We start from the raw sequence: 21,264 nt of genomic DNA, 5'->3' as shown, positions 1-21,264 counted from the left end.
TTGTCACCGATGTTTACCAAATATCATTTTACCATACAAATTTCGTACAATCAAAAACAAAAAAATCCGCAATCATCTTTTTATCAATGAGTTACGGATTTTGAAAGTGGTCCCACCTGGGACTGAACTATTCTTATATTTGATTCATTTTCAATGTTTTGCAAATCTTTAAGATTGATTACTCACCGAAAAGCTCACCAAAACTATGTCGGATTTTAAATGAACGTTTATACAATTAAATATACGTATAAATTATTGAGATTATTTTCTTAAGAATTTAAATCTGAAAGTATATATCACGGTCAAGCAACCAATCAACAAATTTTGCGTCTGTTTAATCTATACTCATATAAATTAAACAGAATGAACAGTCAACTAGCAATGGAAGTGGAAACCTTTGAAAGGATGAAAATGAGCCATATGTCCACAAGTGACAGGGTTGTCGCCTCAAGAAAGGCTAAGGAGCTTGTACTCACCATTAACGAGATTTATAAAAAGACCAAGGACTCCAAACTAATGGAGGTAATGAAAAGGATTACCGTCAAAAAAAGGAAGATTGAAAAACGGTTGAAAGGTAGACCTGAAATTTAGTGTTTAGCGGCCATTCCCACTGGTATATGATGGTGGAAACATTGCTATGAGATGTGGTTAGTTAATTTAATTGCCTTTGGGGTGGCCCTAAACATATCTACTATGATATCAATATTTAATCCTAATGACAACTGAAAAATATGCCTTTTCATTACTGCGGCGGTTTGAACAATCAACTGGTCTGAACGTTTCTATTCCGAATAAGTAGTATGTAATGAAAGTTTGGGTTTTGTCTCAAAACCTTATCCTGTTAAATTATTTTTGTTTAATACATTTAACTTAAAATTAAACAAAATTTGAATTAATCTATGTAACATTACGCATACCAAAAAAACAAAACATGAAAAAACAACTATTAGCATTGGCCTTAATCGGCGGCCTAATGACTGCTCACGGATGTGCGGACACGAAAAAGAAAAATACTGCTGAAGAAACAGAAACTGCAGAAACAGAAATCCAAAAGGAAGAAGTAATTGAGGTACAGACACCCAATATAGTTGGTGTGGCTGCAGGAAATGAAAATTTTTCAACACTTGTAGCTGCTGTAAAAGCTGCCGGCCTTGTTGAAACATTAAGTGGTGAAGGCCCATTCACGGTATTTGCACCAGTTAATACTGCTTTCGAAAAATTACCGGAAGGTACTTTGGATGGATTGTTAAAGCCCGAGAGCAAGGCGACCCTGACCTCCATTTTGACTTACCATGTAGTATCTGGCAATGTAAAAGCTGCCGATGTGGTCAAAGCGATTCAGGATAACAATGGTTCTTTTGCTATTACCACGGTTCAAGGAAACACGCTTACTGCTTCACTTGATGGTGAAAATGTAATCTTAACCGACGCCAAAGGCGGTACATCTACCATTGTATTGACTGACGTAGAAGCCTCAAATGGTGTAATACATGCCATCGATACTGTTGTGATGCCATAACTGATTAGAATAAGTTATCTTTAGAGACCTTCCGAACTCGACAATTTTTCTGGCTGTAATACCTTAGCTTGTAAATTCACGGGTTTGGCGGTGCTCTTCAATAAATGGGTAGTCTAGCTGCTATCTGACACATGTGCGCATAGTCACCGACCTTATTTATTTCTGAATCTATACCTTAGAGACAGTTCATAACAATATCTGTGGCTTTTTGCAAGAACGACCAGAATGACGATTTAAAAAACAAAACAACGCATTATGGAAGCGGACAATCTAAACGCAATCGGGCTACATCCGGAAAAAAGTAAAGAGCTGGCCGATCTTCTTAACGACTTGCTGGCCAACTATTCCACCTTTTATCAAAATACAAGAGGCTATCATTGGAATATCAGTGGTGATAAATTCTTTGAACTACATGTAAAGTTTGAAGAATTGTATAACGACCTTTTCGTAAAAATTGATGAAGTGGCCGAAAGAATCTTGACCCTTGGGCACGTACCCCAGCACAAGTTTACGGACTATCTCAATAATTCAAAATTACCTGAAAGTGACCAAGTCACTGATGGTAGAAAGGCAATTGAAGAAATACTGATGGCTTTTAAGACACTGCTTGCCAAACAACGTCATATTCTTGTCGTTTCAGCTGAAATTAATGACGAGGGAACGAACGCTCAAATGAGCGACTATATACGAGAACAAGAAAAATTGGTGTGGATGTACTCAGCCTATCTTAGGAAATAATAGGTTTTTTGTCACACTGGCGATAGATAAAGAACTATTGGTCAACTTATAGGAAAAATAAGTTGAGACCTCGTAAAACCGCTAAAAGGATTGCCAGGTTGAGCACCGCATAGAATAATGAAGGCGTTGATTTAATGAAACTGTCCCTAAGATGAATGCGAATAGCTAGTCCCATGAACATTAAAACTGAGAGACCAGCACTGCCAATGACAATAAGGGGTAAATAAAACAACCCCGCTAGAAGGGCCAGGGATCCTAAAATCTGTAAACTACCGGTAAGATGACGATATTTATTGAGCCCGTACCGCTTGAACTCCGCTAACATAAATGGAGAGGTTAAGCATGAATAACCAAAAAAGATAAATGAGATTGCAGAGAACAAGATAGCTACTAATAGTGATGGGGATTTTGTAACCATTTAAGTTCGAAACTAACTGAGCATTAATTTTAAAAATACAAAGATGGAATATATAACTATCATAATAAAGGTTTTTATTTTTTTTAGCATTGTGAACGTTTGGTTTTTACGATTTAACAAACCGACTTCATGGCGTGGTGGACAAGCAACAAACATGAAAAAGGAGTTCGAGATATATGGCTTGTCCGAAACCATGCTATATCTCGTGGGAGGCCTTAAGGTCTTGGCTGCAACGCTGCTACTTGTTTCCATTTGGGTGCCTCAACTAACCTTGCCGGCATCGGCTATTATAGCCATTTTGATGGCTGGCGCAATAGCAATGCACAACAAGGTAAAAGACCCTTTAAGAAGGTCATTCCCTGCGTTTGCCTTCCTTGTATTGTCCATTGTTTTAATTCTATCTAACATATTATAAAATTTAAAAGAAAATGAAAAATTTTACCCTTCCCATTCGTTTTGGTTTGGCTACCAGCGGATCCCTAATTGCCTATTTCCTTGTGCTATCCTTGTTCGATTTGCATACCAATATTTTCTTCAGTCTGTTCAACGGAATTATAACCGGATTTGGAATTTATGAAGCAATAAAATATAGACGCTTAGAAGAAGGTGGAAATTTTAGCTATAGTAAAGGTTTTTCAACAGGTATAGTCACAGGGTTTATGGCTACCCTGGTATTTACAGTTTTTTTCACTATATATTGCACGGAAGCTAATCCTACATTTTTGGCAGAACTATCAGAGCAATGGTTTAAAAATTTAAACTTTAAAGGAATTGTATTCTTTACCGTGGCGATAATGGGCTTTGCTACCTCTATTGTACTTACACTTTCCTTTATGCAGCTTTTTAAAGCGTCCAATAATATCTCGCTCCTAAAACCTTAATTCCTTAAGCTAAAGTTTACACCATAGCAAATTAAAGAGAAAAGAAACTATTGAATCAAAACATGTTGTAAAAAACAGCAGTTTTTCTAGTACCTTATAATGAACGGTTAATAAGACTCCGACCATTTTGTAATCTATTCTTTTCAAGTGCTACTATATAACTATTTCATTTCCCGTAGTTTTTTTAAGTTTGGTCACTATGACACTTTGAAGAATCAAACTTCGAAATAATTTCATCGAAAGCATTAGTATTTTTCATATTCATGTTAGTCCATTTTTGGATGCGGTATCGTAATTTGTCCTAAAAGCATTGACAAATGAGTTTTATCGAAATCAAACATCTTAGACTTATAGATACCATCGAACGGGTAGGCACTTTAAAGAACGCAGCGGAGAGATTGTATTTGACCCAATCGGCCCTCAGCCATCAACTGAAGGAACTTGAGGCACGTCTGGAAACTCGGATTTTCCACCGCATAAAGAACAAGTTGGTCTTTACTCCCGCGGGAAAAGAACTTCGGGACGCCGGCAAAGAAATTCTGGAAAGGCTTGAGGTTCTGGAAGGCAAAATCCATGAAATCAACAAAGACAATATCAAAGATTACATACATGGATATTCAGATGAGGAAACTATCCGTTTGAACGACCAGGCCGGGTCTATTTCGGAAATACTCCATTGGGATTCGAAATGGGAGGAAGGCTCTCTAGTTTTGGAGGCCGGTTGCGGGGTCGGAGCACAAACGAAAATCATAGCCCCTATGAATTCCCGGGCATCGTTCGTTAGTGTCGATCTTTCTTCTTCCTCCATAGAAAAAGCAAAAGTAGCAATCGCCAAAGAAGATATAGGAAACGTTCGTTTCCAGCTTGCGGATATCTTTGAACTCCCCTATAAAGATGGTCATTTCGACCACGTTTTCGTTTGTTTCGTTCTGGAACATCTTACCCGGCCTATGGATGCCCTAAAAGAATTAAAACGGGTTCTGAGAAGTAACGGAACGATAACTATAATCGAAGGCGACCATGGTTCGACCTATTTTCATCCGGACAGTAAAAACGCCAGAAAAGCTGTTGAAGCACAAGTAATGCTTCAGGAAAAAAGAGGTGGTAACGCGAACATAGGAAGGGAATTATATCCTATACTTAGTGACGCCGGATTCAACAGTATTAAGGTTTCTCCGCGTCAGGTATATGTGGATGACTCAAAGCCCGAACTGCTCGAAGGCTTTATAAGAAATACTTTCACTGCAATGATAAAGGGCATTTCCGAAGAAGCACTCGCGCAAAAGATTATCGATAGAGATGAAATTGATTCCGGTATCGAAGACCTGTACAGAACCTCCAATGGTGGGGGAACATTTTGCTATACCTTTTTTAAGGCTAAAGCCACTAAAAACTTAGTGCCGTAATACCAAGGTTTAGTAGACTGATGTGTACCTATAATTTGAGATTGAAAATAAATCGGGCGTGCGATTTGATTTTGACTACCTGAATATTTTTAAGGGAAATGGAAACAAAAAAAGAAATGCATCGTATCAAGAACTTCCTTTAGGACCTATTTACATTTACAATAAACCCAAGCAGGTATTACCGAATACAAAAGCCGAGGTGGTTTATGTTGTACCGAAATTTACTATTCGTGATAATGAAAAGATAGAAGTTAGATTGCAAGAATTGAATACTTCAAGACTCGTTAGGTTATTTTGGAAATAATGAACTTTTATGTTATCCCGAACAGCTTTAAAAGAGGCTATCATTAGTTATGATAGCCTCATCTTTTGCGATTAAAAGGCTGGTTCGGGCTTTCCTTTTAATCGAATTTCTATTTTTTTCTTTTTCACGGTTAATCGCTTCATAACATCCATTAGATGCGATTCTTTGGTCTTTTTATAGATTTCGTTTATTGCCAAAATAAGCCGTTTTGCTTCCCTTGAAGCTTTTACTCGGTCACTTGTGGACATATGGCTCATTTTGGCATTCTCGAAAGCCTCTGCTTCCTTTAGAATGTCTATAATTTTTTGTTTATCAATATTTAGAAATAATTCAACAACAAACAATTTCCTAAAATTAGCTTTGGATTATGATTGTTTTAAGATTCTTAAATAATTCTAGAACTGTTAATAGCATTCAAAACGCCTAAAGCAGCTCTTTCACCGGAGAGCATTGCTGCATTTAAAGAACCATTAAGTTGTGTATCGCCCGCTAGAAAAATATATGATGTTAGTTGTGTTTCCGACGGTACTATTTCATACTGAACATTTTTTAAATCCGGAAGCGCCATCGGTATGGTATATCGTTTTATAAATGTAAAGGAAGCAATATCGCAATATTCTTTTAATTCTCGTTGAACACTAAGTATTAATGCTTCTTCAGTTAAATCGTGTTCTTTTACTATAGTGACGGAAAGTAATTCTTTTTCGGATTGATGCGCCATTTGTAAACCAGTGTGAAAGAATATATTATTTATCAGCGATTCAGAATCTGCTATCAAACCTATTAGGGGTTTATCAATAACTCGTTTTGGAGTGTTAAAATATAAAGTGTCGCAAGATTTCCATTGGGTCGATTGCCCTTTCAGGTTCCTAATTAAATTACTGGCCTCCGTAGCTACTAGGGTGTAATCGCTTTGGAGCGTTTCGCCATTGCTCAGTTGTATTTCTCCATCCCTAATGGCCTTCACTTTTGTATTGAATTGAAAAGTGGTGTTGGATAGCTTATTCGCCAACTGTTTAGGGATAGCGCCAATACCAGCTTTTGGAAGTGCTGCATAACCTTCTCCTAACATCTTATAAATAAATTCAAACATTCTGCTAGAAGTGTTCAAATTAGGTTCTAAAAAAATTCCTGAAAAGAATGGTTTAAAAAAGTCATCTATCATTTTAAATGAAAAACCTAAATCCATTAGATAGGATAATGTAGTTTTTTCTTTGGTCTCAAATATTTCTGATACTGTTTTTCGTTTTAAAGCTCTGTTCAGCTTAAGAATTTTTATTTTATCTGATAAAGTGCCAATACCCGACAAAAGTGTAGGGAACAATAAAGAGGTATCTCGTAATGGGTCGCCTAGAGTAACTTGTTTGCCATTTTTGAATATAGTAGCTCCAGGTTTAAATTGTTGTAAATCCAATGCAGCTGTATCCAGATATTTTTGAACAGCAGGATATGCGGTTAGCAATACTTGAAAACCCCTATCCAACTGATAACCTTTAACGATATCTGTTTTTACTCTCCCACCAATGCAATCTGTGGCCTCAATAATAACAGGTGAATATCCATTTTGTTCAAAAACGGTAGCTGCTATTAAACCACTAATTCCTGCTCCTACGATGTGTATCTTATAATTCGAGTTGCTCATTTCCTTTTAGCTAACAAATCTATCTTCCGTATGCAAAGTTATGAGGTTTAATTTTTGTTTAACAATATTAATTATATATTAAACAAAAATTAAAATACTTTTACATTCTTTATACTATCTACAAAAAACAATTCTCACAATACATGAATAAAATTGCAATTGTAAGGTGCGAGCACTTTAATGCAGCACACAGGTTACACAACAAAAATTGGAGTGATGAAAAGAACAAAGAAGTTTTTGGCAAATGCAACAACCCCAATTATCACGGTCATAATTACGATTTAGAAATAAAAGTTATTGGTTTGTGTGATTTAGAGACGGGTTATGTTGTAGACACAAAAATTTTATCCAACATAATAAAAGAAAAGGTTTTGAACAGGTTTGACCACAAAAACCTTAACCTAGATACTCAAGAATTTATAGACCTAAATCCTACTGCTGAGAATATTGCTACAGTTATATACGACTTGTTGAGACCAGAGATTGAATCAAAACTTGAATTAAAGATTAAACTTTATGAAACACCAAGAAACTATGTTGAATACCCTTATTAAAGAAAACGGACTTAACGGATTTTCGGATGAAGAAATAGGCGACGACCATATTTGCACGGGACTTGAAACTCCTATGAAAGCTAGTGCTTTTGAAATTTCTGATGAAGAAAAAAAAGATAAAATAGCAGGTTTATTTGCGCAGATAATGGATGTTATGGGGCTAGACCTAGACGACGATTCATTAAAAGGTACTCCTAATCGTGTTGCAAAAATGTACATAGATGAGATTTTTTCAGGTTTAAATCCTAATAACAAACCTAAAGTTGCCCTATTTGATAATAAATATCAATATAATCAAATGCTGGTTGAAAAGAATATCACGTTTTATTCTAATTGCGAGCATCACTTTGTTCCAATAATAGGAAGGGCTCATATTGCATATATTTCTTCTGGTAAAGTTATTGGGCTTTCTAAGCTAAATAGAATTGTGCAATACTATGCCAAACGACCTCAAGTACAGGAGCGACTGACAAATCAAATAGCAGCTGAGCTTACTCAAATATTAGATACCAAAGACGTTGCAGTGATTATAGATGCAAAACACTTATGTGTTTCTTCTCGTGGAATTAAAGATGATACTTCTGCTACTGTGACTTCTTTTTATGGAGGTGCATTTAATGTACCAAATAAAATCACTGAATTACAGAATTATTTGAATCAATAGCGAAATCATAACAATGGGGACAATAATAGTAATAGGTGGCAGTAAAGGAATCGGTAAAAGCATAGTAAATATGATGTTGGAAAGCCATAGGGTAATTAATATTAGTAGAACACCCCCTGAGTCTCGACATTCTAATTTAACACATTATGATGGTGATATACTAACTGATGAATTGCCAGATTTAGATAGTGTTGATAGCCTAGTCTACTGTCCGGGAAGTATAAACCTCAAACCTTTAGCGAGATTAAGTTTAGACGATTTTCGTTCCGATTTTGAAATCAATGTGCTGGGTGCTGTAAAAGCCATTCAGAAGTACTTGCCACAATTAAAGAAAGGTGTCAACCCATCTATTTTGCTTTTTAGTACTGTGGCTTCCAAACTAGGAATGCCTTTTCACGCTAGTGTAGCAACTTCAAAATCAGGCGTAGAAGGATTGGTGAAGTCATTGGGAGCAGAATTTGCGCCAACGATACGCGTAAATGCTATAGCACCCACGGTAACCAATACGCAATTGGCATCTAAATTGTTGCGCAACGAAAAAATGATAGCAAATATTACGGAGCGTCATCCTTTAAAAAAGTTTTTAAATCCAGAAGAAGTGGCTTCAACAGCAGCCTTTTTATTATCCGATAAGGCAGCTTCATTTTCTGGGCAAATCTTTGAGATGGATTGCGGTATTGTATCTTTTAAAATATAACAGATGAAAACAATTAGTAAAGCAAAAATAGTATCAAACAAGAAAGAAGTGGTGACTCCTTCTATTTACGATATCTCCATTAATGCACTTGACGGTACTTCTATAGATTTGACTTCCTACAAGGGTAAACACATTTTATTTGTAAATGTGGCTTCCCAATGTGGCTTTACTCCACAATATAAGGAGTTACAAAAATTAAGTGACACTTACCCCGATACATTAGTAGTCATTGGCTTACCTTGTAATCAGTTCGGGAAACAAGAGCCTGGAGATGCTTCACAAATTCAAACATTTTGCGAGCGTAATTTTGGTGTTACGTTTTTACTTACCGAAAAAATCGATGTTAAAGGAAGTAAAAAACATCCACTTTATAAATGGCTTAACACTAAAGACCAAAACGGAAATAAAAGCTCTAGTGTAAAATGGAATTTTCAGAAATATCTGGTCAATAAGGAAGGAAAGCTTATCGATTACTATTATTCGCTAACTAAACCTATGAGCTCTAAAATCACGAAACACTTATAATGTCTATATCGATTATAAGGCTAGGCATTGATTTTGGTCTAGTGGTTTTAATATGGATGATACAACTTATCGTCTATCCAAGTTTTTTACATTATACTACTACAAATCTGGCAGGATGGCACAGAAAGTACACTCCGTTAATCGGTTATATTGTTGGACCTTTAATGTTGGGGCAATTAGGGATTGCCATCTATCAGGTAAGTACCGATTTTACGTTCTATCATAGTCTAAGCATATTGATAATAGCTGCTATTTGGATAATAACGTTTTTACAATTTGTTCCTATCCATAACAACATTTCAAAAGGAAGGGTAAGCGAGTCTATGTTAATGTCCTTGGTTCGAAAAAATTGGTCAAGAACTATTTTATGGACTTTGATTTTTCTAAGTAGTGCGGTTCAATTTTTTTAGAGCGCTTCGTTAAACCTTTGCAACCACTTAGCATAATTAATTAAGCAAATAAAAGTCTTTAATAAATATTTGCCATTAGCATAACTTATCGTAATATCTACTTTTATTCAAGTTCTAAGTCAGAACTTTCATATTTAACAAATCCATTTGTTGTGGGTAATTGTTTTTTTAAATTCCAATACTTTTTTGCATCTGTAAGCGTCTTGTTTTTGTTGTCTGTCAAAAAATCTCTAGTATACTGAGCAAGCATATTATTATCAGCAATTTTTCTTTTGAAATTGGGGTCTTCTTTCCTTTTTTCGAGCTCAAACCATTTTTCTGCTGCTTCAGCTAATGTCTTGCCTTCATTGGTCTTTACCCAATTCATAAAATCGCTATGGCAAGAAAACTTACTTCCAATCTCACTTTTCATAAAACGCCTAAAGTTTGGTCCAAACGAAACATTGTCAGTAATTTTAGTTTCAAGTTTTAATTCAGATTTAGCCCAATTAAATTTTGATTTTGTTTTCTGCTTTTTGGGCTCAGGTTTTAATTTTCCATCATTATCAAGAGCATATATAATTCTATCTCTTAAATCAAATTTTCTTCCATTTGTAGGTAATCCTGAGCACTTACAAATAGTCACCATCTCTTCTTTTAACCAATACCACTGATTAAATTCATTTCCAGTTTTTATTTCTTCAAAGTTTGGTCTTGACATTAATTCTCTTTTATATTCAATTTAATACCTGTATATTACGGTTAGGGTGTTATGATGTAGCTTCTTTCTTTAATAAGTCAATTTTCTATTCCAACCTCACAAAATCGATTTCAAGCATAAAATTTTCCGCTTTTTTATTTCCAATTAAAAAAGCGATTTCTTGAATACTATCACTGTCATAGTTTCCAATATCTAAGGTGCGCCCGCGAAAAGCTGGGTACATCTCTTTGAGATGAATTTCAATGGTTTCCCATTTATTGGTTGTGTTGAACTTACCTGTGTACGAATGGTAATCTGATGCATTTGCCTTCACTCTAAACTGATAGGATTTTCCATCTCCTTTAACGCGTAGTACGGCTTTTGTATATCCAGTGGTATTAATCTTTTTAAATCTATAGCGCAGTGAAGAAAAACCACCATTATTTTCTAAAGATACGTTGCCTTTAAAAACACCGTGACCGTTTTCGTCAATAGTAAAACTTCCAGCTGACCTACCACCCATTACTACGTCATCTACGACCCTCCAGTTATTTATATCACTTTGGGTATCAAAATCAAAAATTAGTTGTGTTTGCATAGACATTATAAATAGTAGTAGTAAACTAATTTTTTGCATTTTTTTCTTTTAAAACTTTCGTGGGATCGTGAAAATTAGTTACCCTATTTTATTAATAATCATAGTATTCCAGATTTAGAAAATTATTTTTAAGTTGGACCATTTTATCAATGAACTTCTTATTTTGTTTATAGTTCTTGTTTTTTAAAAACTGGATAAAGTTTCCATTGGCGTGAATACTAAATGATTGTGCGTTATATATGACCAAACGATAGTAAGGGATAATCCACGAAAAGCGTTCCAGTTTTTTAGTAAAATGAACGATAATGCCCTTGGGACGTAATTCGATATTTGCATAATCGATTTCCGAAAATTTCAACTTGCCCAGGTTTAATTTAGGGCTGATTTTGTGAATCATCAACCTACTAGAACCTATACCGCCTTGTTTGATACGTTGTATGAGGCTAAATGGTTTTCCTGCCAGTGCTACACTTTCTATATCGTAATCTTCATTTTTATGTGTGGTATTAAATATCATACACTTGTTTTTAAACTGTTTAAATAATGCTCGCCATTAGCTAGATGTGCTTCTTTTTTTTCTTGAGACATTTTATCAAACATCCGTACAAGCATTCCCAATCTTGGGTTTTGAAGAAAGAAGGAGCGATGTGTGTTCATAAATCGCCAAAAAAGCCCATCCCAAGCAGCTTGCCATTCGCCTTTTTTATAATTGCTCATTTTCATTAGATAATTGCTGCCACTTATGTAGGGTTTGGTAGCTAACAGACCACCATCTGCAAATTGACTCATTCCGTAAATATTAGGCACCATTACCCAATCATAGGCATCAATAAAGAGTTCCATAAACCAGCGGTATACTTCATTAGGGTCAAACTCGCAAAGCATCATAAAATTTCCAAGTACCATTAACCGCTCTATATGATGGCAATAGCCCGTTTGCAATACTTTTTTAATCGTTAGATCCATAGGAGGAATACCCGTTGTGCCATCATAAAATGAAGATGGAATTTTTCTAGTAAAACCCCAATAGTTACGTGTGCGTTCATCACTTCCCCGACTTTCGTACATTCCCCTTATAAACTCTCGCCAACCTATGATTTGACGTATAAAGCCTTCGGTAGAATTAATAGGAATATCATTGTTTTTCGCATATCCTAGACTCTTTTCTACAACTTCTTGAGGTGTTATTAATCCGACGTTGAGCATAGGCGTTAACACACTGTGGTTGAGTATGGAATGTTCGGCAACAATGGCATCTTCATATAAGCCAAATTCCATAAAACGCTGTTTTAAAAACTGCGTAAACCAATCTTGAGTGGTTTCAAAATTTATGGGATAGAGCAGTTGCTCTGTAAGGCTGCCCAAGTGGTTTGAAAAATGGGTTTCTACATAGTTTCTTGCTTCTTTATAATAGCTGTCAACGTCTGGAAATTGGATAGACGGGGGTGTCTTTTTAGCAGGATATTTTTTTCTATTCTCGGTATCATAGGTCCATTTTCCACCTGTGGGTTTTCCGTCAGCTTCCAAAAGAATATTTCGTTTTTTTCGCTGTTCGGTGTAAAAAGTAGTTTGATGGTATTTTTTCTTATCCTTTCTAAAAAAAGTGGTAAGCTCCTCTTTGGTATTCAGAAATAATGGCGAATCAAAAACCGTAGCGGTAATGTCATTTTCTTTACAGGAATTTTGAATACGTTTCTGTAACCAGTTGTCCACAGGGTCTATATAGTTAATATGCGTGATGCCCTGTTGTTTTAGGTGGGGAATAAGATTTCGGATATCCGAATTATCGTGAATAGCTTCTACATAATGTACTTCTATAGGTTTGGCTTTTAAATACGCTTCATAGGCTTTCATAGTAGCCCTGTGAAATGCTATTTTTTGTTTGTGAAAAGGGTATTGTTTAAAAAACAAAAATTCTTCTATCAGATAAACAGAGGTTTTTACTGCAAAAAGAGGAGAGTCTTTAAAGAGTTGATGGGGAAATATGAGGTTTATCGGATTCATTTATGCTTTGTTTCTTCTACAACGTTCACTACAATATTTTACGCTTTCCCAGTTCTTTTCCCATTTTTTTCGCCACGAAAAAGGGCGCTGACAAACCACACATAATTTTTCGGGTAAGTGTTGCTTTTTCAATAGGGCAGTTCTTTTTTACATTTTTTCCAAAAAGCGAAAAATGATGGATAGTACCCTTTAAAAGAGAACATCCAATCTCTAGGTTCTTCATTGCCCTTATAGTGATTGTTTAAGGGATGTTCCTTGTAATAGATAGCTCCAAAAGCATACGAGCGTATGAAGTCATCAAACGCTCCTACATATAGTTGGATACCTTCAATATTATCTGAAAGTGCCAATATAAAATCAAGGGTCTTTTGTGATATGGGATAGTCTTTAAAATGAGAAGGCTCTAACAATAAAACCCGATTCGCAACCACTTCTTTTTTCCAGAGTGGGTCAAGGTTATAAAAATTATAGACCAATGTGGGTAAAGATTCATCTATTGTAATTGTGGTCGTTGTTGGTAAGGGTGTTTCTAAGTGTATTGAAGTACATTCCTGTAATATATTTGGAATTGGAAGAGAACCAAATGCCTCATAAGATACATCCAGAAACGTAGCTGTCTGCTTCGTATGGCAGTATTTGTTAATGTTATCTTGATTAGCATAGTACTTCTTATTACTGTTCGCTCCTGCTACCCATTGCCAACTGAGTGCGTTGCTTGCCCAATCTGCATCCAATAAATTATAATACATCCATTGTGCGGGGCGCTTCCAATGGCTTTGCGCCATGTTACAGACAATGGAAGCAATGTACATCCGCACGTGATTGTGTAGATAACCTGTTTTGTAGAAATGGGCAATAGCAGTATCTAAGGCTTTAATTCCTGTATTTGCATCAACAACAGCTTTCGGAATTTGAGTATTGGAAATAGGGTATTGTTCGTTTTTTAAATCGGTATTGATAGCTTCTCCTTTAGCTATCCAGACTTGTTGCCAATAATCTCGCCAAGCAAGTTCTTGAATAAACTTTTCAATGTTTTGGGGTTGATAGCCCTGTGTTAATAATTCGGAAAGAATCTGTTGGGTTGAAATTACGCCTCTAGAAATATAAGGGGATAAATAGGTGACGGATCCATCAACAAAATTTCGAGTTTTGCCATACTTTACAGGCTTTACAGAACGGATACGTTGGGTTATCTCATTATAGGTAGTTGGGAATAAGGAAATATCATTTTCAAACAAATCATTCATTAGCGTTTACTGATTTTATTTCCTGAAATGGCTTTTTGCCGTGAGCATTTAAAACGGCTAATCTCTGGACTTCGTTTTTTTAGATGTTTTTGGCTCACCCCGCTATTCACTCGTTTCCTCCAACGGTTAAAACTTGACCTTTTAAGATTAGCTCGCATTAGCTTTATCACCTCTTTTTCAGGCAACTCAAACTGAAAAAGTATCGCTTCAAAAGGTGTGCGGTCTTCCCAAGCCATTTCTATGATACGGTCTAGTTCTCTTTCCGTAAATGCCTTGTTTTTTTTCACTGGTCTTCTATTTTTTGCCAAATCTGTTCGGCATTTAGATAAAAACTACCTAAAGGCTCAAAGTTGCATTGGTTAGGAGCAATAAGAGAGAGAAAAGCTTCTCCATTTTCCCTTTTATAGAGATGATATATTTCCCCAATAACAGGTTCAAAGGAAAACTTCGCATTAAAAATGAGTTGGTTGTATTCAAACTCATTCATTATCTTTTCATACTCGGCTTTGAGTTCTTCATACCTGGCCTTGACCTTGTGGTTTATTTTATTGATACTCCTATTTTTCCAAGCAAGCGTATCTGTGGTCGTAATTACAGGTGCCCCAATATTTGTGGGATAGGGTTTTAATGCCGCATCATAGGTTTGGTTTTCGTTATTAAAAACGACATTGTCGGGCTTTTTGTCTACTGCCATTTAGCTTAGCTTTTCTAGCTGTTTCATTACTTCTTCTGCCTCGTAGGTTTTTTGATCGCTCAATTTTCTATTGGTCGTAGAGAGACTGTGGGCTTCTTTTAAAAGCTTGGCATATTGCTGTTGTAACTTTTCTTTTTCTGATTTCTTTTTGAATAATCCGAACATATTTTATCTTATTTATATTGAGTTGTCTGGTCTAACTTTTAGGCGTTTCTCAATTCTTTTTTTCTTTGCCGTAATTCGTTTCACAATGTCCATCAAGTTGCATCTTTAGTTTCTCAATATATTTCATTAATTGCTAAAATGAGAAGTTTGGCTTCCCTTGAAGCCTTTACACGGTCACTTGTAGTCATATTGCTCATCTTGGTATTTTCAAAAGCTAAAGCCTCTTTTAAAATGTCCATAAATAATTGTGTTTAGCTTTTATCAAATATAATTAAACAAAAATAGATGATAAATAAAGCACAGACAAATGATTGTCTAAAAGACCATCAAAAGCAAACGAAACTTTGTTTCGTGCTGCAGGCCCAAATCTTACCAAACTAATACTACTGAGCGAGGCAGAAATTTGGCTAATCTCTTTGCATTTTGTTCTTGATAGCTGCTAATTCGGTTGCATTTGTGTCAATTTTCCAATAAGGGCTTCCAAACCTTGGCTTTACCCATTTAACTTTTAAAAGGAATTGTAAAACCTCTTGTTTTTCTATTTTATGTCTTTCTTTTAATCGGTCAAACCGTTCTTTAGGAATCATTCCTTTCAACTCATTCCACTCCTCTTTCGTCAATTTCTTAAATTTCTTTTCTTCCCTTATTGGTTGTCTGCTCTTTTTTACAATCTTATGTTGTCCAAAAAGAGCAAGCAGCATTTCGTTGGTAGGCAATGTTTGAGTCTTTTCTATATCCCTGACTATAGCAATCAAAGCATTAATTCTTTTTCTCGTCTTTTCACCATCCTCATCAACCCGTTTTGGGAATTTGCTTGATGGTAAAATTCCGTGCCATTCAAAAAAGTCCATGACCAACTCCCATGTTTCTGAATAGGACTTCGTTATCTTCTTTGAAAATCGTCTGAACCTTTTGATGGTTCTATGGTCTAGCCTTATTGTTCCAAATCCATCCATTTTCTTCTTTTTTTAATTCAATTGTTACAATCTAAAGTCCTGTATTTGGGGCTTTGAAGCTTGATTGTTACAATTAGAATTTCTTTTCCTATTTTTAATTTCACTTTAAAATGTTGAAAATCATTATTTTACAATCATTTTTAACTACGTAACGTCGCTTTAGCGCGTTACCCTCTTGCTATTCAAATCTGGTCTACTTCGTATCCCAAATTTTGAATACGGCAAAACCGCCTTAAATTCAAATAAGTAAGTTGCACCCTATGAAATTTTCCCTTAACGTTTTTCTTCCCGAACACTGGAAAAATTCCACAGGAACCATGTGCAAAAGTCAAGGGTAAGATTTGGGATAAAACTGTTGTCAATATCTTCCTGCTACCAATTCCATGTCCTTGCTCAACTTATGGTCAAGCACCTGAGCATAAATCTGAGTAGTCCGCATAGACTGATGTCCTAGCATTTTGCTTACAGATTCAATAGGTACTCCATTGGACAGCGTGACGGTAGTAGCAAATGTGTGACGGGACAAATGGAATGTCATTCTTTTATTGATATGACATATTTCCGATATCTCCTTTAGATACTGGTTCATCTTTTGATTGCTCAAAACAGGAAGTAATCGTTGCCCTATTTGCTTATTTGGTGACGCTCTGTATTTATTAAGTATTTGTTCTACAATGGGCAAAAGAGGGATGGTGCTCTGTACTTTTGTCTTTGTCAGTAGAATCCTTATCCATTTTTTATGCCCTATGCTGTGGATATTTTCTTCGCCCAAATTTTTCGCGTCGATATAGGATAACCCCGTAAAGCAACAAAAAACAAAAACATCCCTTGTCCTTTCCAATCGAACTAACTTGAATTCTTTCTCAATCAACAATCGCAACTCAATATCAGTCAGCACTTCCCGATACGTTTTCAGCCATCTTGCCTTCCAATGGTAAAAAGGGTCCGTTTTCATCCAATTATTGGCAAGAGCTATCCGTACTATTTTCTTGAAATTGGTCACGTATTTGACAATAGTATTATGACTTCCCGCTTTGCTCAATTTAAGGTAATGCTCAAACCCAGTGACAAACTTCAGATTCACATTGGTAATGAAAAGGTCTTTTCCTCCATATTCTTGAAAGATGAACCTTTCTAAATGGTTTCGGGTTCTTACGTGCCTTCTATAAGTGCTATAGGTGTAATCAACTCCCAAGAGAGATTGCATGTTATTGTTATGATTATCATAAATAGAAAGCACAGTTTTGATTTTGCTCCCCTTGTTCAAAAGTTTATCCTTGACCGTAACTGCTGAATATGGCTGTCCTTGCGAGACAAACTCCGCTTGGATTCGACGGATGCGAACCTTTAAGTCATCTAAATGATTGTTGATTTCATCTGTATTCTGCCCTTTTCCAATAACCCTGTTGGAGATGGGGCACCAATTCTTTGGTCTGACTTTTCTTTTTAAACTGAGTTCGACCCTCTTGGAATCAACTGTGATTCGAAGAAAAAGAGGGGACATTCCATGCTTGTCGGAATCACTCGTTTTTGGGTAAAAAAGGATTGAAAATGTGTTTTTTGCCTCCATAACTGTGCTTTTTGGATTATTAATATCACTTGCAAATCCGAACAAAGAATTGAATGTCAATTCTTTAACATAGTTTGGGCGGCATTTTTGCGAATAAAAAAGTACTCACCGAATCACTCACCAGAATGGTTGATTTCATATGGTTTTATATGAAATCAATAAAAATGAAAAAGCCTGAAAATAGTTCATTTTCAGGCTTTTAGGGAATTTTTGAATTTTCCCAGTGGTCCCACCTGGGCTCGAACCAGGGACCAACTGATTATGAGTCAGCTACTCTAACCAACTGAGCTATAGGACCTGTTTTCTAGGGCAGCAAAATTATGTTTTATTTTTCTATACACCAAGATTTTCTTAGCCTTCGTTTTCTTGAATCTCTTGACATAGTTCAACTAAGACGCCATTAGTGCCTTTTGGGTGCAAAAAGGCAACTCGTTTATGATCAGCTCCATTTTTGGGAAATCCGGGTAAAATCGTAAACCCTTCTCCTTCTAGGCGTTTTATTTCATAATCCAAATCATTTACGGCAAAAGCGACATGATGAACCCCTTCGCCTTTCTTTTCTATGTATTTTGCAATGGGACTATTTTCATTTGTAGCTTCTAAGAGTTCAATTTTATTAGGTCCTGATTTAAAAAATGAAGTGCGCACCCCTTCTGAAACAACTTCTTCCATTTTATACGAAGCAACACCTAGCAGCTTCTCAAACAACAGATTAGAAACAGTCAAATCTTTAACCGCAATACCAATGTGTTCTATCTTTTCCATTATTTTCTTGTTTAGTGCTCTTAAAATCTAAATTACATCTGCTAAAGTTAGCAAATCATGAGCTTCGTCAGTATTTGCCTTATTTTTGTAGAATGGAAACACAACGCCAAAAAAAAATTGCGGGTATTATTCAGAAAGATATGGCCGAGGTATTACAGCGTGCCGCAACCGATGGAGGTTTAAAAGGCACTTTAATTTCAGTCTCCAAAGTGTATGTCACTTCAGACCTTTCCATAGCCAAGGTTTATGTGAGTATTTTCCCAAATAATAAGGCCGCTGAATTGATAAAGGGAATGAAATCCAACGAACCCCTTATTAAACACGAGCTAGCACAACGCACCAAAAACCAATTGCGACGTGTACCGCATTTAAATTTTTATATAGATGATTCCCTTGACTATATAGATGGTATTGAAAAGTCATTAAAAGGTGATGAAAACCCAATTGAAAATAGCGATTTATTACCTAAAAGAAAGAAATCATAGCTCTTGAACTTTCCATTATACATCGCTAAGCGGTATATACGCTCAAAGAGTAGCCAAAGTGCGGTGAACATTATCAATTTCATTACTTTTCTGGTTATCGTCATTGGCTCTGCAGCTTTGTTTGTAGTGCTTTCTGCTTTTGCAGGATTAAAAACATTTAGCCTTCAATTTACAAACACCTTTGATCCAGATTTAAAGGCTATTGCAACGACAGGTAAATTCTTCTCGTTATCTGAAGATGACGAAAAAGAACTGTCTAAAATAGAGGGTATCGCGAACTATTCAAAAGAAATTGAAGAACGGGTATATTTAAGTTATAAAGACAAGAATCATATCGCCTATATCAAAGGTATTGGAGCTAATTATAGAAGTGTTACAGGCTTGGACAGCACATTATATTATGGCAGTTGGGGTGTTGACGAACTCAACGTTGTCGCCGGGCGCGGTATCGTGAATCTTCTAGGCCTAACCATTAACAACTATCAAGACCCTCTTAAGGTAATCACTTTAAAACCTGGCAAAGGATCGCTTACCGCTGATGTTTTGAGTTCTAAATCAACTTATAATCAACTCTCTGTATTGGTGAGCGGTGTTTATGCCATTGAAGATAATCTTGACCATAAATATGTCTTTGGCCAATTACCAATCGTTCAAGCTTTTTTAGAAAAAGACAGTACACAAGTGTCTGCCCTTGGTTTTAAGTTGACTACAAACAGCAATGAACAGAGCGCTCGAATAGCCATAAAATCTGTATTGGGAGATAAGATCATTCTCTTGAACCGACGTGAACTCAATGGAACGCTATACCGAATGCTCAACACCGAGAACTTGGCCACATATCTAATCTTTACCCTTGTTTTAATCATTGCGCTTTTTAATGTTGTAGGCGCCATCATTATGATGATTTTAGATAAGCAGCAAAACTCTAAAACCCTTTATTCATTAGGCACAACCATCAAAGAATTGCGACGGATATACTTTATACAAGGTGTTTTGGTCACTTCTTCTGGGGGGGTTATAGGTGTGTTGTTAGGGTCGGTGCTTATTGGTTCACAGTTAGCTTTTCAATGGTTAATGATTACACCATCGCTCCCCTACCCAGTAGAATATAGCTCGCTAAACATATTAATTGTTCTAGCAACGATAATTGTTTTGGGGCTTATTTCTTCCAAAATTGCCAGTAGTAGAATATCTAAAGAATTAGTTGCTGCCTAAGTTGCGAATTGAAAATCGCCAAACTTTTCTAAGACTTCATCAAAAGCTGTGAAAACATCTGCCGAATCATCACTGGTGACCATTTTCATTCGGTATTGCTTAAAATTAGGAATACCCTTAAAATAATTGGTATAATGACGACGGGTTTCAAAAACGCCCAACTTTTCACCTTTCCAATCAATAGACATTTGTAAATGACGTCTTGCTGCCTCAACGCGTTCTACCATTGTTGGTGGTGCAGCATGTGTGCCTGTTTCAAAAAAATGCTTTACCTCATTAAAAAACCAAGGGTAACCAATACTTGCCCTCCCTATCATAGCACCATCCAACCCATATTCATCGCGCATTCTCATAGCGGCTTCTGGTGAATCAACATCTCCATTACCAAACACAGGGATGTGCATTCGTTGGTTATTTTTAACTTCTGCTATGGGTTTCCAATTGGCATTGCCTTTGTACATTTGGGCACGTGTTCTGCCATGAATCGCAATAGCTTGACATCCTACATCTTGCAGACGTTCTGCCACCTCAACAATTTTAATGGAATTTTCATCCCAACCCAAACGTGTTTTTACCGTGACGGGCAACTTGGTGTGCTCGACCATGGCTTTGGTCAGAGAAACCATTAAATCAATATCCTTTAAAATTCCCGCACCAGCTCCTTTAGAAACTACCTTTTTAACGGGGCAGCCAAAATTAATGTCAATAATATCCGGTCCTGATTTTTCTACAATCTCAACAGACTGTAACATCGAATCAAGGTTGGCTCCAAAAATCTGAATCCCTACCGGACGCTCTTTCTCATAAATATCTAACTTCATGACGCTTTTAGCGGCATCACGAATTAACCCCTCAGAAGAGATAAATTCCGTGTAGACCACATCTGCACCTTGCTCTTTGCACAAGGCTCGAAAAGGGGGGTCGCTTACATCTTCCATTGGAGCTAAAAGCAATGGAAAACTTGGAAGTTCTATGTTTCCTATTTTAGGCAATTTCTTTTTTTTGGATTACAAAAGTACATCAAAAAGGGATATTTCTCAAAATCAAATGGTTACATCTAAAATTATTGAATGGCAAAGAATGAAATGCATGACTCACAGGAAACCTTTGATGCCTAACACATTTCTT

30 protein-coding genes, 1 tRNA gene and 1 pseudogene are annotated in these 21,264 nt (G+C 36.2%); 14 read left to right on the top strand and 18 right to left on the bottom strand.

Annotation, left to right across the window (positions count from 1 at the left end):
- The first annotated feature begins 363 nt into the window (after positions 1 to 363).
- From RM706_RS04790 to RM706_RS04780, 3 genes are all read left to right on the top strand, one after another.
- On the top strand, positions 364 to 591 hold the full coding sequence (locus tag RM706_RS04790; RefSeq protein ID WP_311349886.1) for a hypothetical protein: 228 nt from the start codon (positions 364 to 366) through the stop codon (positions 589 to 591).
- Between the two features lie 340 nt (positions 592 to 931).
- On the top strand, positions 932 to 1,519 hold the full coding sequence (locus tag RM706_RS04785; protein ID WP_311349885.1) for a fasciclin domain-containing protein: 588 nt from the start codon (positions 932 to 934) through the stop codon (positions 1,517 to 1,519).
- Positions 1,520 to 1,774: 255 nt separating this feature from the next.
- Positions 1,775 to 2,257, top strand: a complete 483-nt coding sequence (locus tag RM706_RS04780; RefSeq protein ID WP_311349884.1) for a Dps family protein — start codon at positions 1,775 to 1,777, stop codon at positions 2,255 to 2,257.
- A gap of 46 nt (positions 2,258 to 2,303) precedes the next feature.
- Here the strand turns inward: RM706_RS04780 and RM706_RS04775 are convergent, their stop codons facing one another.
- Complete coding sequence (locus tag RM706_RS04775; RefSeq protein WP_311349883.1) at positions 2,304 to 2,675, bottom strand: DoxX family protein; 372 nt, start codon at positions 2,673 to 2,675, stop codon at positions 2,304 to 2,306.
- 43 nt (positions 2,676 to 2,718) lie between these two features.
- On the opposite strand from RM706_RS04775, the gene RM706_RS04770 reads away from it, so the two are divergent.
- From RM706_RS04770 to RM706_RS04755, 4 genes are all read left to right on the top strand, one after another.
- Complete coding sequence (locus tag RM706_RS04770; RefSeq protein ID WP_311349882.1) at positions 2,719 to 3,090, top strand: DoxX family protein; 372 nt, start codon at positions 2,719 to 2,721, stop codon at positions 3,088 to 3,090.
- Positions 3,091 to 3,103: 13 nt separating this feature from the next.
- A complete protein-coding gene (locus tag RM706_RS04765; RefSeq protein WP_311349881.1) occupies positions 3,104 to 3,556 on the top strand; it encodes a DUF4199 domain-containing protein in 453 nt (150 codons plus the stop codon).
- Between the two features lie 317 nt (positions 3,557 to 3,873).
- Complete coding sequence (locus RM706_RS04760; RefSeq protein WP_311349880.1) at positions 3,874 to 4,962, top strand: methyltransferase domain-containing protein; 1,089 nt, start codon at positions 3,874 to 3,876, stop codon at positions 4,960 to 4,962.
- Between the two features lie 40 nt (positions 4,963 to 5,002).
- Positions 5,003 to 5,266 (top strand): DUF4138 domain-containing protein, encoded by a 264-nt coding sequence (locus RM706_RS04755; RefSeq protein WP_311350455.1) that lies wholly within the window; start codon positions 5,003 to 5,005, stop codon positions 5,264 to 5,266.
- Between the two features lie 71 nt (positions 5,267 to 5,337).
- On the opposite strand, the gene RM706_RS04750 is transcribed toward RM706_RS04755, so the two are convergent.
- Positions 5,338 to 5,565, bottom strand: coding sequence for a hypothetical protein (locus RM706_RS04750; RefSeq protein WP_311350454.1), 228 nt, complete (start codon positions 5,563 to 5,565; stop codon positions 5,338 to 5,340).
- 86 nt (positions 5,566 to 5,651) lie between these two features.
- The gene (locus RM706_RS04745) at positions 5,652 to 6,908 is read right to left on the bottom strand and encodes an NAD(P)/FAD-dependent oxidoreductase (RefSeq protein ID WP_311349879.1); all 1,257 of its coding nucleotides are present in this window, start codon (positions 6,906 to 6,908) and stop codon (positions 5,652 to 5,654) included.
- Between the two features lie 143 nt (positions 6,909 to 7,051).
- Here RM706_RS04745 and RM706_RS04740 point away from each other — a divergent pair, with 143 nt between their 5' ends.
- Genes RM706_RS04740 through RM706_RS04720 form a run of 5 tightly spaced genes read left to right on the top strand, consistent with a single transcriptional unit; the run spans position 7,052 to position 9,758 of the window.
- Positions 7,052 to 7,462 carry a 6-pyruvoyl trahydropterin synthase family protein gene (locus tag RM706_RS04740; protein WP_311349878.1) on the top strand — a complete coding sequence of 137 codons (411 nt, stop codon included), beginning with the start codon at positions 7,052 to 7,054 and terminating at the stop codon, positions 7,460 to 7,462.
- The gene (gene folE / locus RM706_RS04735) at positions 7,425 to 8,126 is read left to right on the top strand and encodes a GTP cyclohydrolase I FolE (protein ID WP_311349877.1); all 702 of its coding nucleotides are present in this window, start codon (positions 7,425 to 7,427) and stop codon (positions 8,124 to 8,126) included. The genes RM706_RS04740 and folE overlap by 38 nt, the downstream gene beginning before the upstream one ends.
- 13 nt (positions 8,127 to 8,139) lie before the next feature.
- A complete protein-coding gene (locus tag RM706_RS04730; protein ID WP_311349876.1) occupies positions 8,140 to 8,823 on the top strand; it encodes an SDR family NAD(P)-dependent oxidoreductase in 684 nt (227 codons plus the stop codon).
- A gap of 3 nt (positions 8,824 to 8,826) precedes the next feature.
- The gene (locus tag RM706_RS04725; protein WP_311349875.1) at positions 8,827 to 9,348 is read left to right on the top strand and encodes a glutathione peroxidase; all 522 of its coding nucleotides are present in this window, start codon (positions 8,827 to 8,829) and stop codon (positions 9,346 to 9,348) included.
- Positions 9,348 to 9,758, top strand: coding sequence for a hypothetical protein (locus RM706_RS04720; protein WP_311349874.1), 411 nt, complete (start codon positions 9,348 to 9,350; stop codon positions 9,756 to 9,758). The genes RM706_RS04725 and RM706_RS04720 overlap by 1 nt, the downstream gene beginning before the upstream one ends.
- A 103-nt stretch (positions 9,759 to 9,861) precedes the next feature.
- Here RM706_RS04720 and RM706_RS04715 read toward each other — a convergent pair whose 3' ends face one another.
- From RM706_RS04715 to mce, 14 genes and pseudogenes are all read right to left on the bottom strand, one after another.
- On the bottom strand, positions 9,862 to 10,458 hold the full coding sequence (locus RM706_RS04715) for a DUF6434 domain-containing protein (protein ID WP_311349873.1): 597 nt from the start codon (positions 10,456 to 10,458) through the stop codon (positions 9,862 to 9,864).
- 85 nt (positions 10,459 to 10,543) lie between these two features.
- A complete protein-coding gene (locus tag RM706_RS04710) occupies positions 10,544 to 11,035 on the bottom strand; it encodes a CIA30 family protein (protein WP_311349872.1) in 492 nt (163 codons plus the stop codon).
- Positions 11,036 to 11,126: 91 nt separating this feature from the next.
- Positions 11,127 to 11,552, bottom strand: coding sequence for a hypothetical protein (locus tag RM706_RS04705; RefSeq protein WP_311349871.1), 426 nt, complete (start codon positions 11,550 to 11,552; stop codon positions 11,127 to 11,129).
- Entirely contained in the window at positions 11,549 to 13,039 is a 1,491-nt protein-coding gene (locus RM706_RS04700) for a cryptochrome/photolyase family protein (protein ID WP_311349870.1), read from the bottom strand. The genes RM706_RS04705 and RM706_RS04700 overlap by 4 nt, the downstream gene beginning before the upstream one ends.
- A complete protein-coding gene (locus RM706_RS04695; RefSeq protein WP_311349869.1) occupies positions 13,040 to 13,171 on the bottom strand; it encodes a DUF2256 domain-containing protein in 132 nt (43 codons plus the stop codon).
- Positions 13,168 to 14,286 (bottom strand): FAD-binding domain-containing protein, encoded by a 1,119-nt coding sequence (locus tag RM706_RS04690; RefSeq protein ID WP_311349868.1) that lies wholly within the window; start codon positions 14,284 to 14,286, stop codon positions 13,168 to 13,170. Before RM706_RS04690 ends, RM706_RS04695 begins: the two co-directional genes overlap by 4 nt.
- Positions 14,286 to 14,573 carry a TIGR03643 family protein gene (locus RM706_RS04685; protein ID WP_311349867.1) on the bottom strand — a complete coding sequence of 96 codons (288 nt, stop codon included), beginning with the start codon at positions 14,571 to 14,573 and terminating at the stop codon, positions 14,286 to 14,288. Before RM706_RS04685 ends, RM706_RS04690 begins: the two co-directional genes overlap by 1 nt.
- Positions 14,570 to 14,980 carry a DUF2452 domain-containing protein gene (locus RM706_RS04680; protein WP_311349866.1) on the bottom strand — a complete coding sequence of 137 codons (411 nt, stop codon included), beginning with the start codon at positions 14,978 to 14,980 and terminating at the stop codon, positions 14,570 to 14,572. The genes RM706_RS04685 and RM706_RS04680 overlap by 4 nt, the downstream gene beginning before the upstream one ends.
- Positions 14,981 to 15,145 (bottom strand): Lacal_2735 family protein, encoded by a 165-nt coding sequence (locus RM706_RS04675; protein ID WP_311349865.1) that lies wholly within the window; start codon positions 15,143 to 15,145, stop codon positions 14,981 to 14,983.
- 12 nt (positions 15,146 to 15,157) lie between these two features.
- A pseudogene (locus RM706_RS04670) lies at positions 15,158 to 15,384 on the bottom strand (hypothetical protein).
- 168 nt (positions 15,385 to 15,552) lie between these two features.
- Entirely contained in the window at positions 15,553 to 16,101 is a 549-nt protein-coding gene (locus tag RM706_RS04665) for a BfmA/BtgA family mobilization protein (RefSeq protein ID WP_311349864.1), read from the bottom strand.
- Positions 16,102 to 16,459: 358 nt separating this feature from the next.
- On the bottom strand, positions 16,460 to 17,671 hold the full coding sequence (locus tag RM706_RS04660; protein ID WP_311349863.1) for a site-specific integrase: 1,212 nt from the start codon (positions 17,669 to 17,671) through the stop codon (positions 16,460 to 16,462).
- Positions 17,672 to 17,895: 224 nt separating this feature from the next.
- Positions 17,896 to 17,969: transfer RNA gene (locus tag RM706_RS04655), tRNA-Ile, on the bottom strand.
- A 53-nt stretch (positions 17,970 to 18,022) separates the two neighbouring features.
- Positions 18,023 to 18,436, bottom strand: coding sequence for a methylmalonyl-CoA epimerase (gene mce, locus RM706_RS04650; protein WP_311349862.1), 414 nt, complete (start codon positions 18,434 to 18,436; stop codon positions 18,023 to 18,025).
- Positions 18,437 to 18,528: 92 nt separating this feature from the next.
- On the opposite strand from mce, the gene rbfA reads away from it, so the two are divergent.
- Positions 18,529 to 18,921 (top strand): 30S ribosome-binding factor RbfA, encoded by a 393-nt coding sequence (rbfA, locus tag RM706_RS04645; protein ID WP_311349861.1) that lies wholly within the window; start codon positions 18,529 to 18,531, stop codon positions 18,919 to 18,921.
- Between the two features lie 3 nt (positions 18,922 to 18,924).
- Positions 18,925 to 20,136: an ABC transporter permease gene (locus RM706_RS04640; RefSeq protein WP_311349860.1), complete on the top strand. Its 1,212-nt coding sequence runs from the start codon at positions 18,925 to 18,927 to the stop codon at positions 20,134 to 20,136.
- On the opposite strand, the gene dusB is transcribed toward RM706_RS04640, so the two are convergent.
- Positions 20,133 to 21,128, bottom strand: a complete 996-nt coding sequence (gene dusB / locus RM706_RS04635) for a tRNA dihydrouridine synthase DusB (protein WP_311349859.1) — start codon at positions 21,126 to 21,128, stop codon at positions 20,133 to 20,135. The genes RM706_RS04640 and dusB overlap by 4 nt on opposite strands.
- Positions 21,129 to 21,264: the final 136 nt, after the last annotated feature.

This window comes from Croceitalea rosinachiae, assembly GCF_031846445.1.
In the GTDB taxonomy this organism is placed as follows: domain Bacteria; phylum Bacteroidota; class Bacteroidia; order Flavobacteriales; family Flavobacteriaceae; genus Croceitalea; species Croceitalea rosinachiae.
This window is presented reverse-complemented; position numbering and strand designations above follow the sequence as displayed.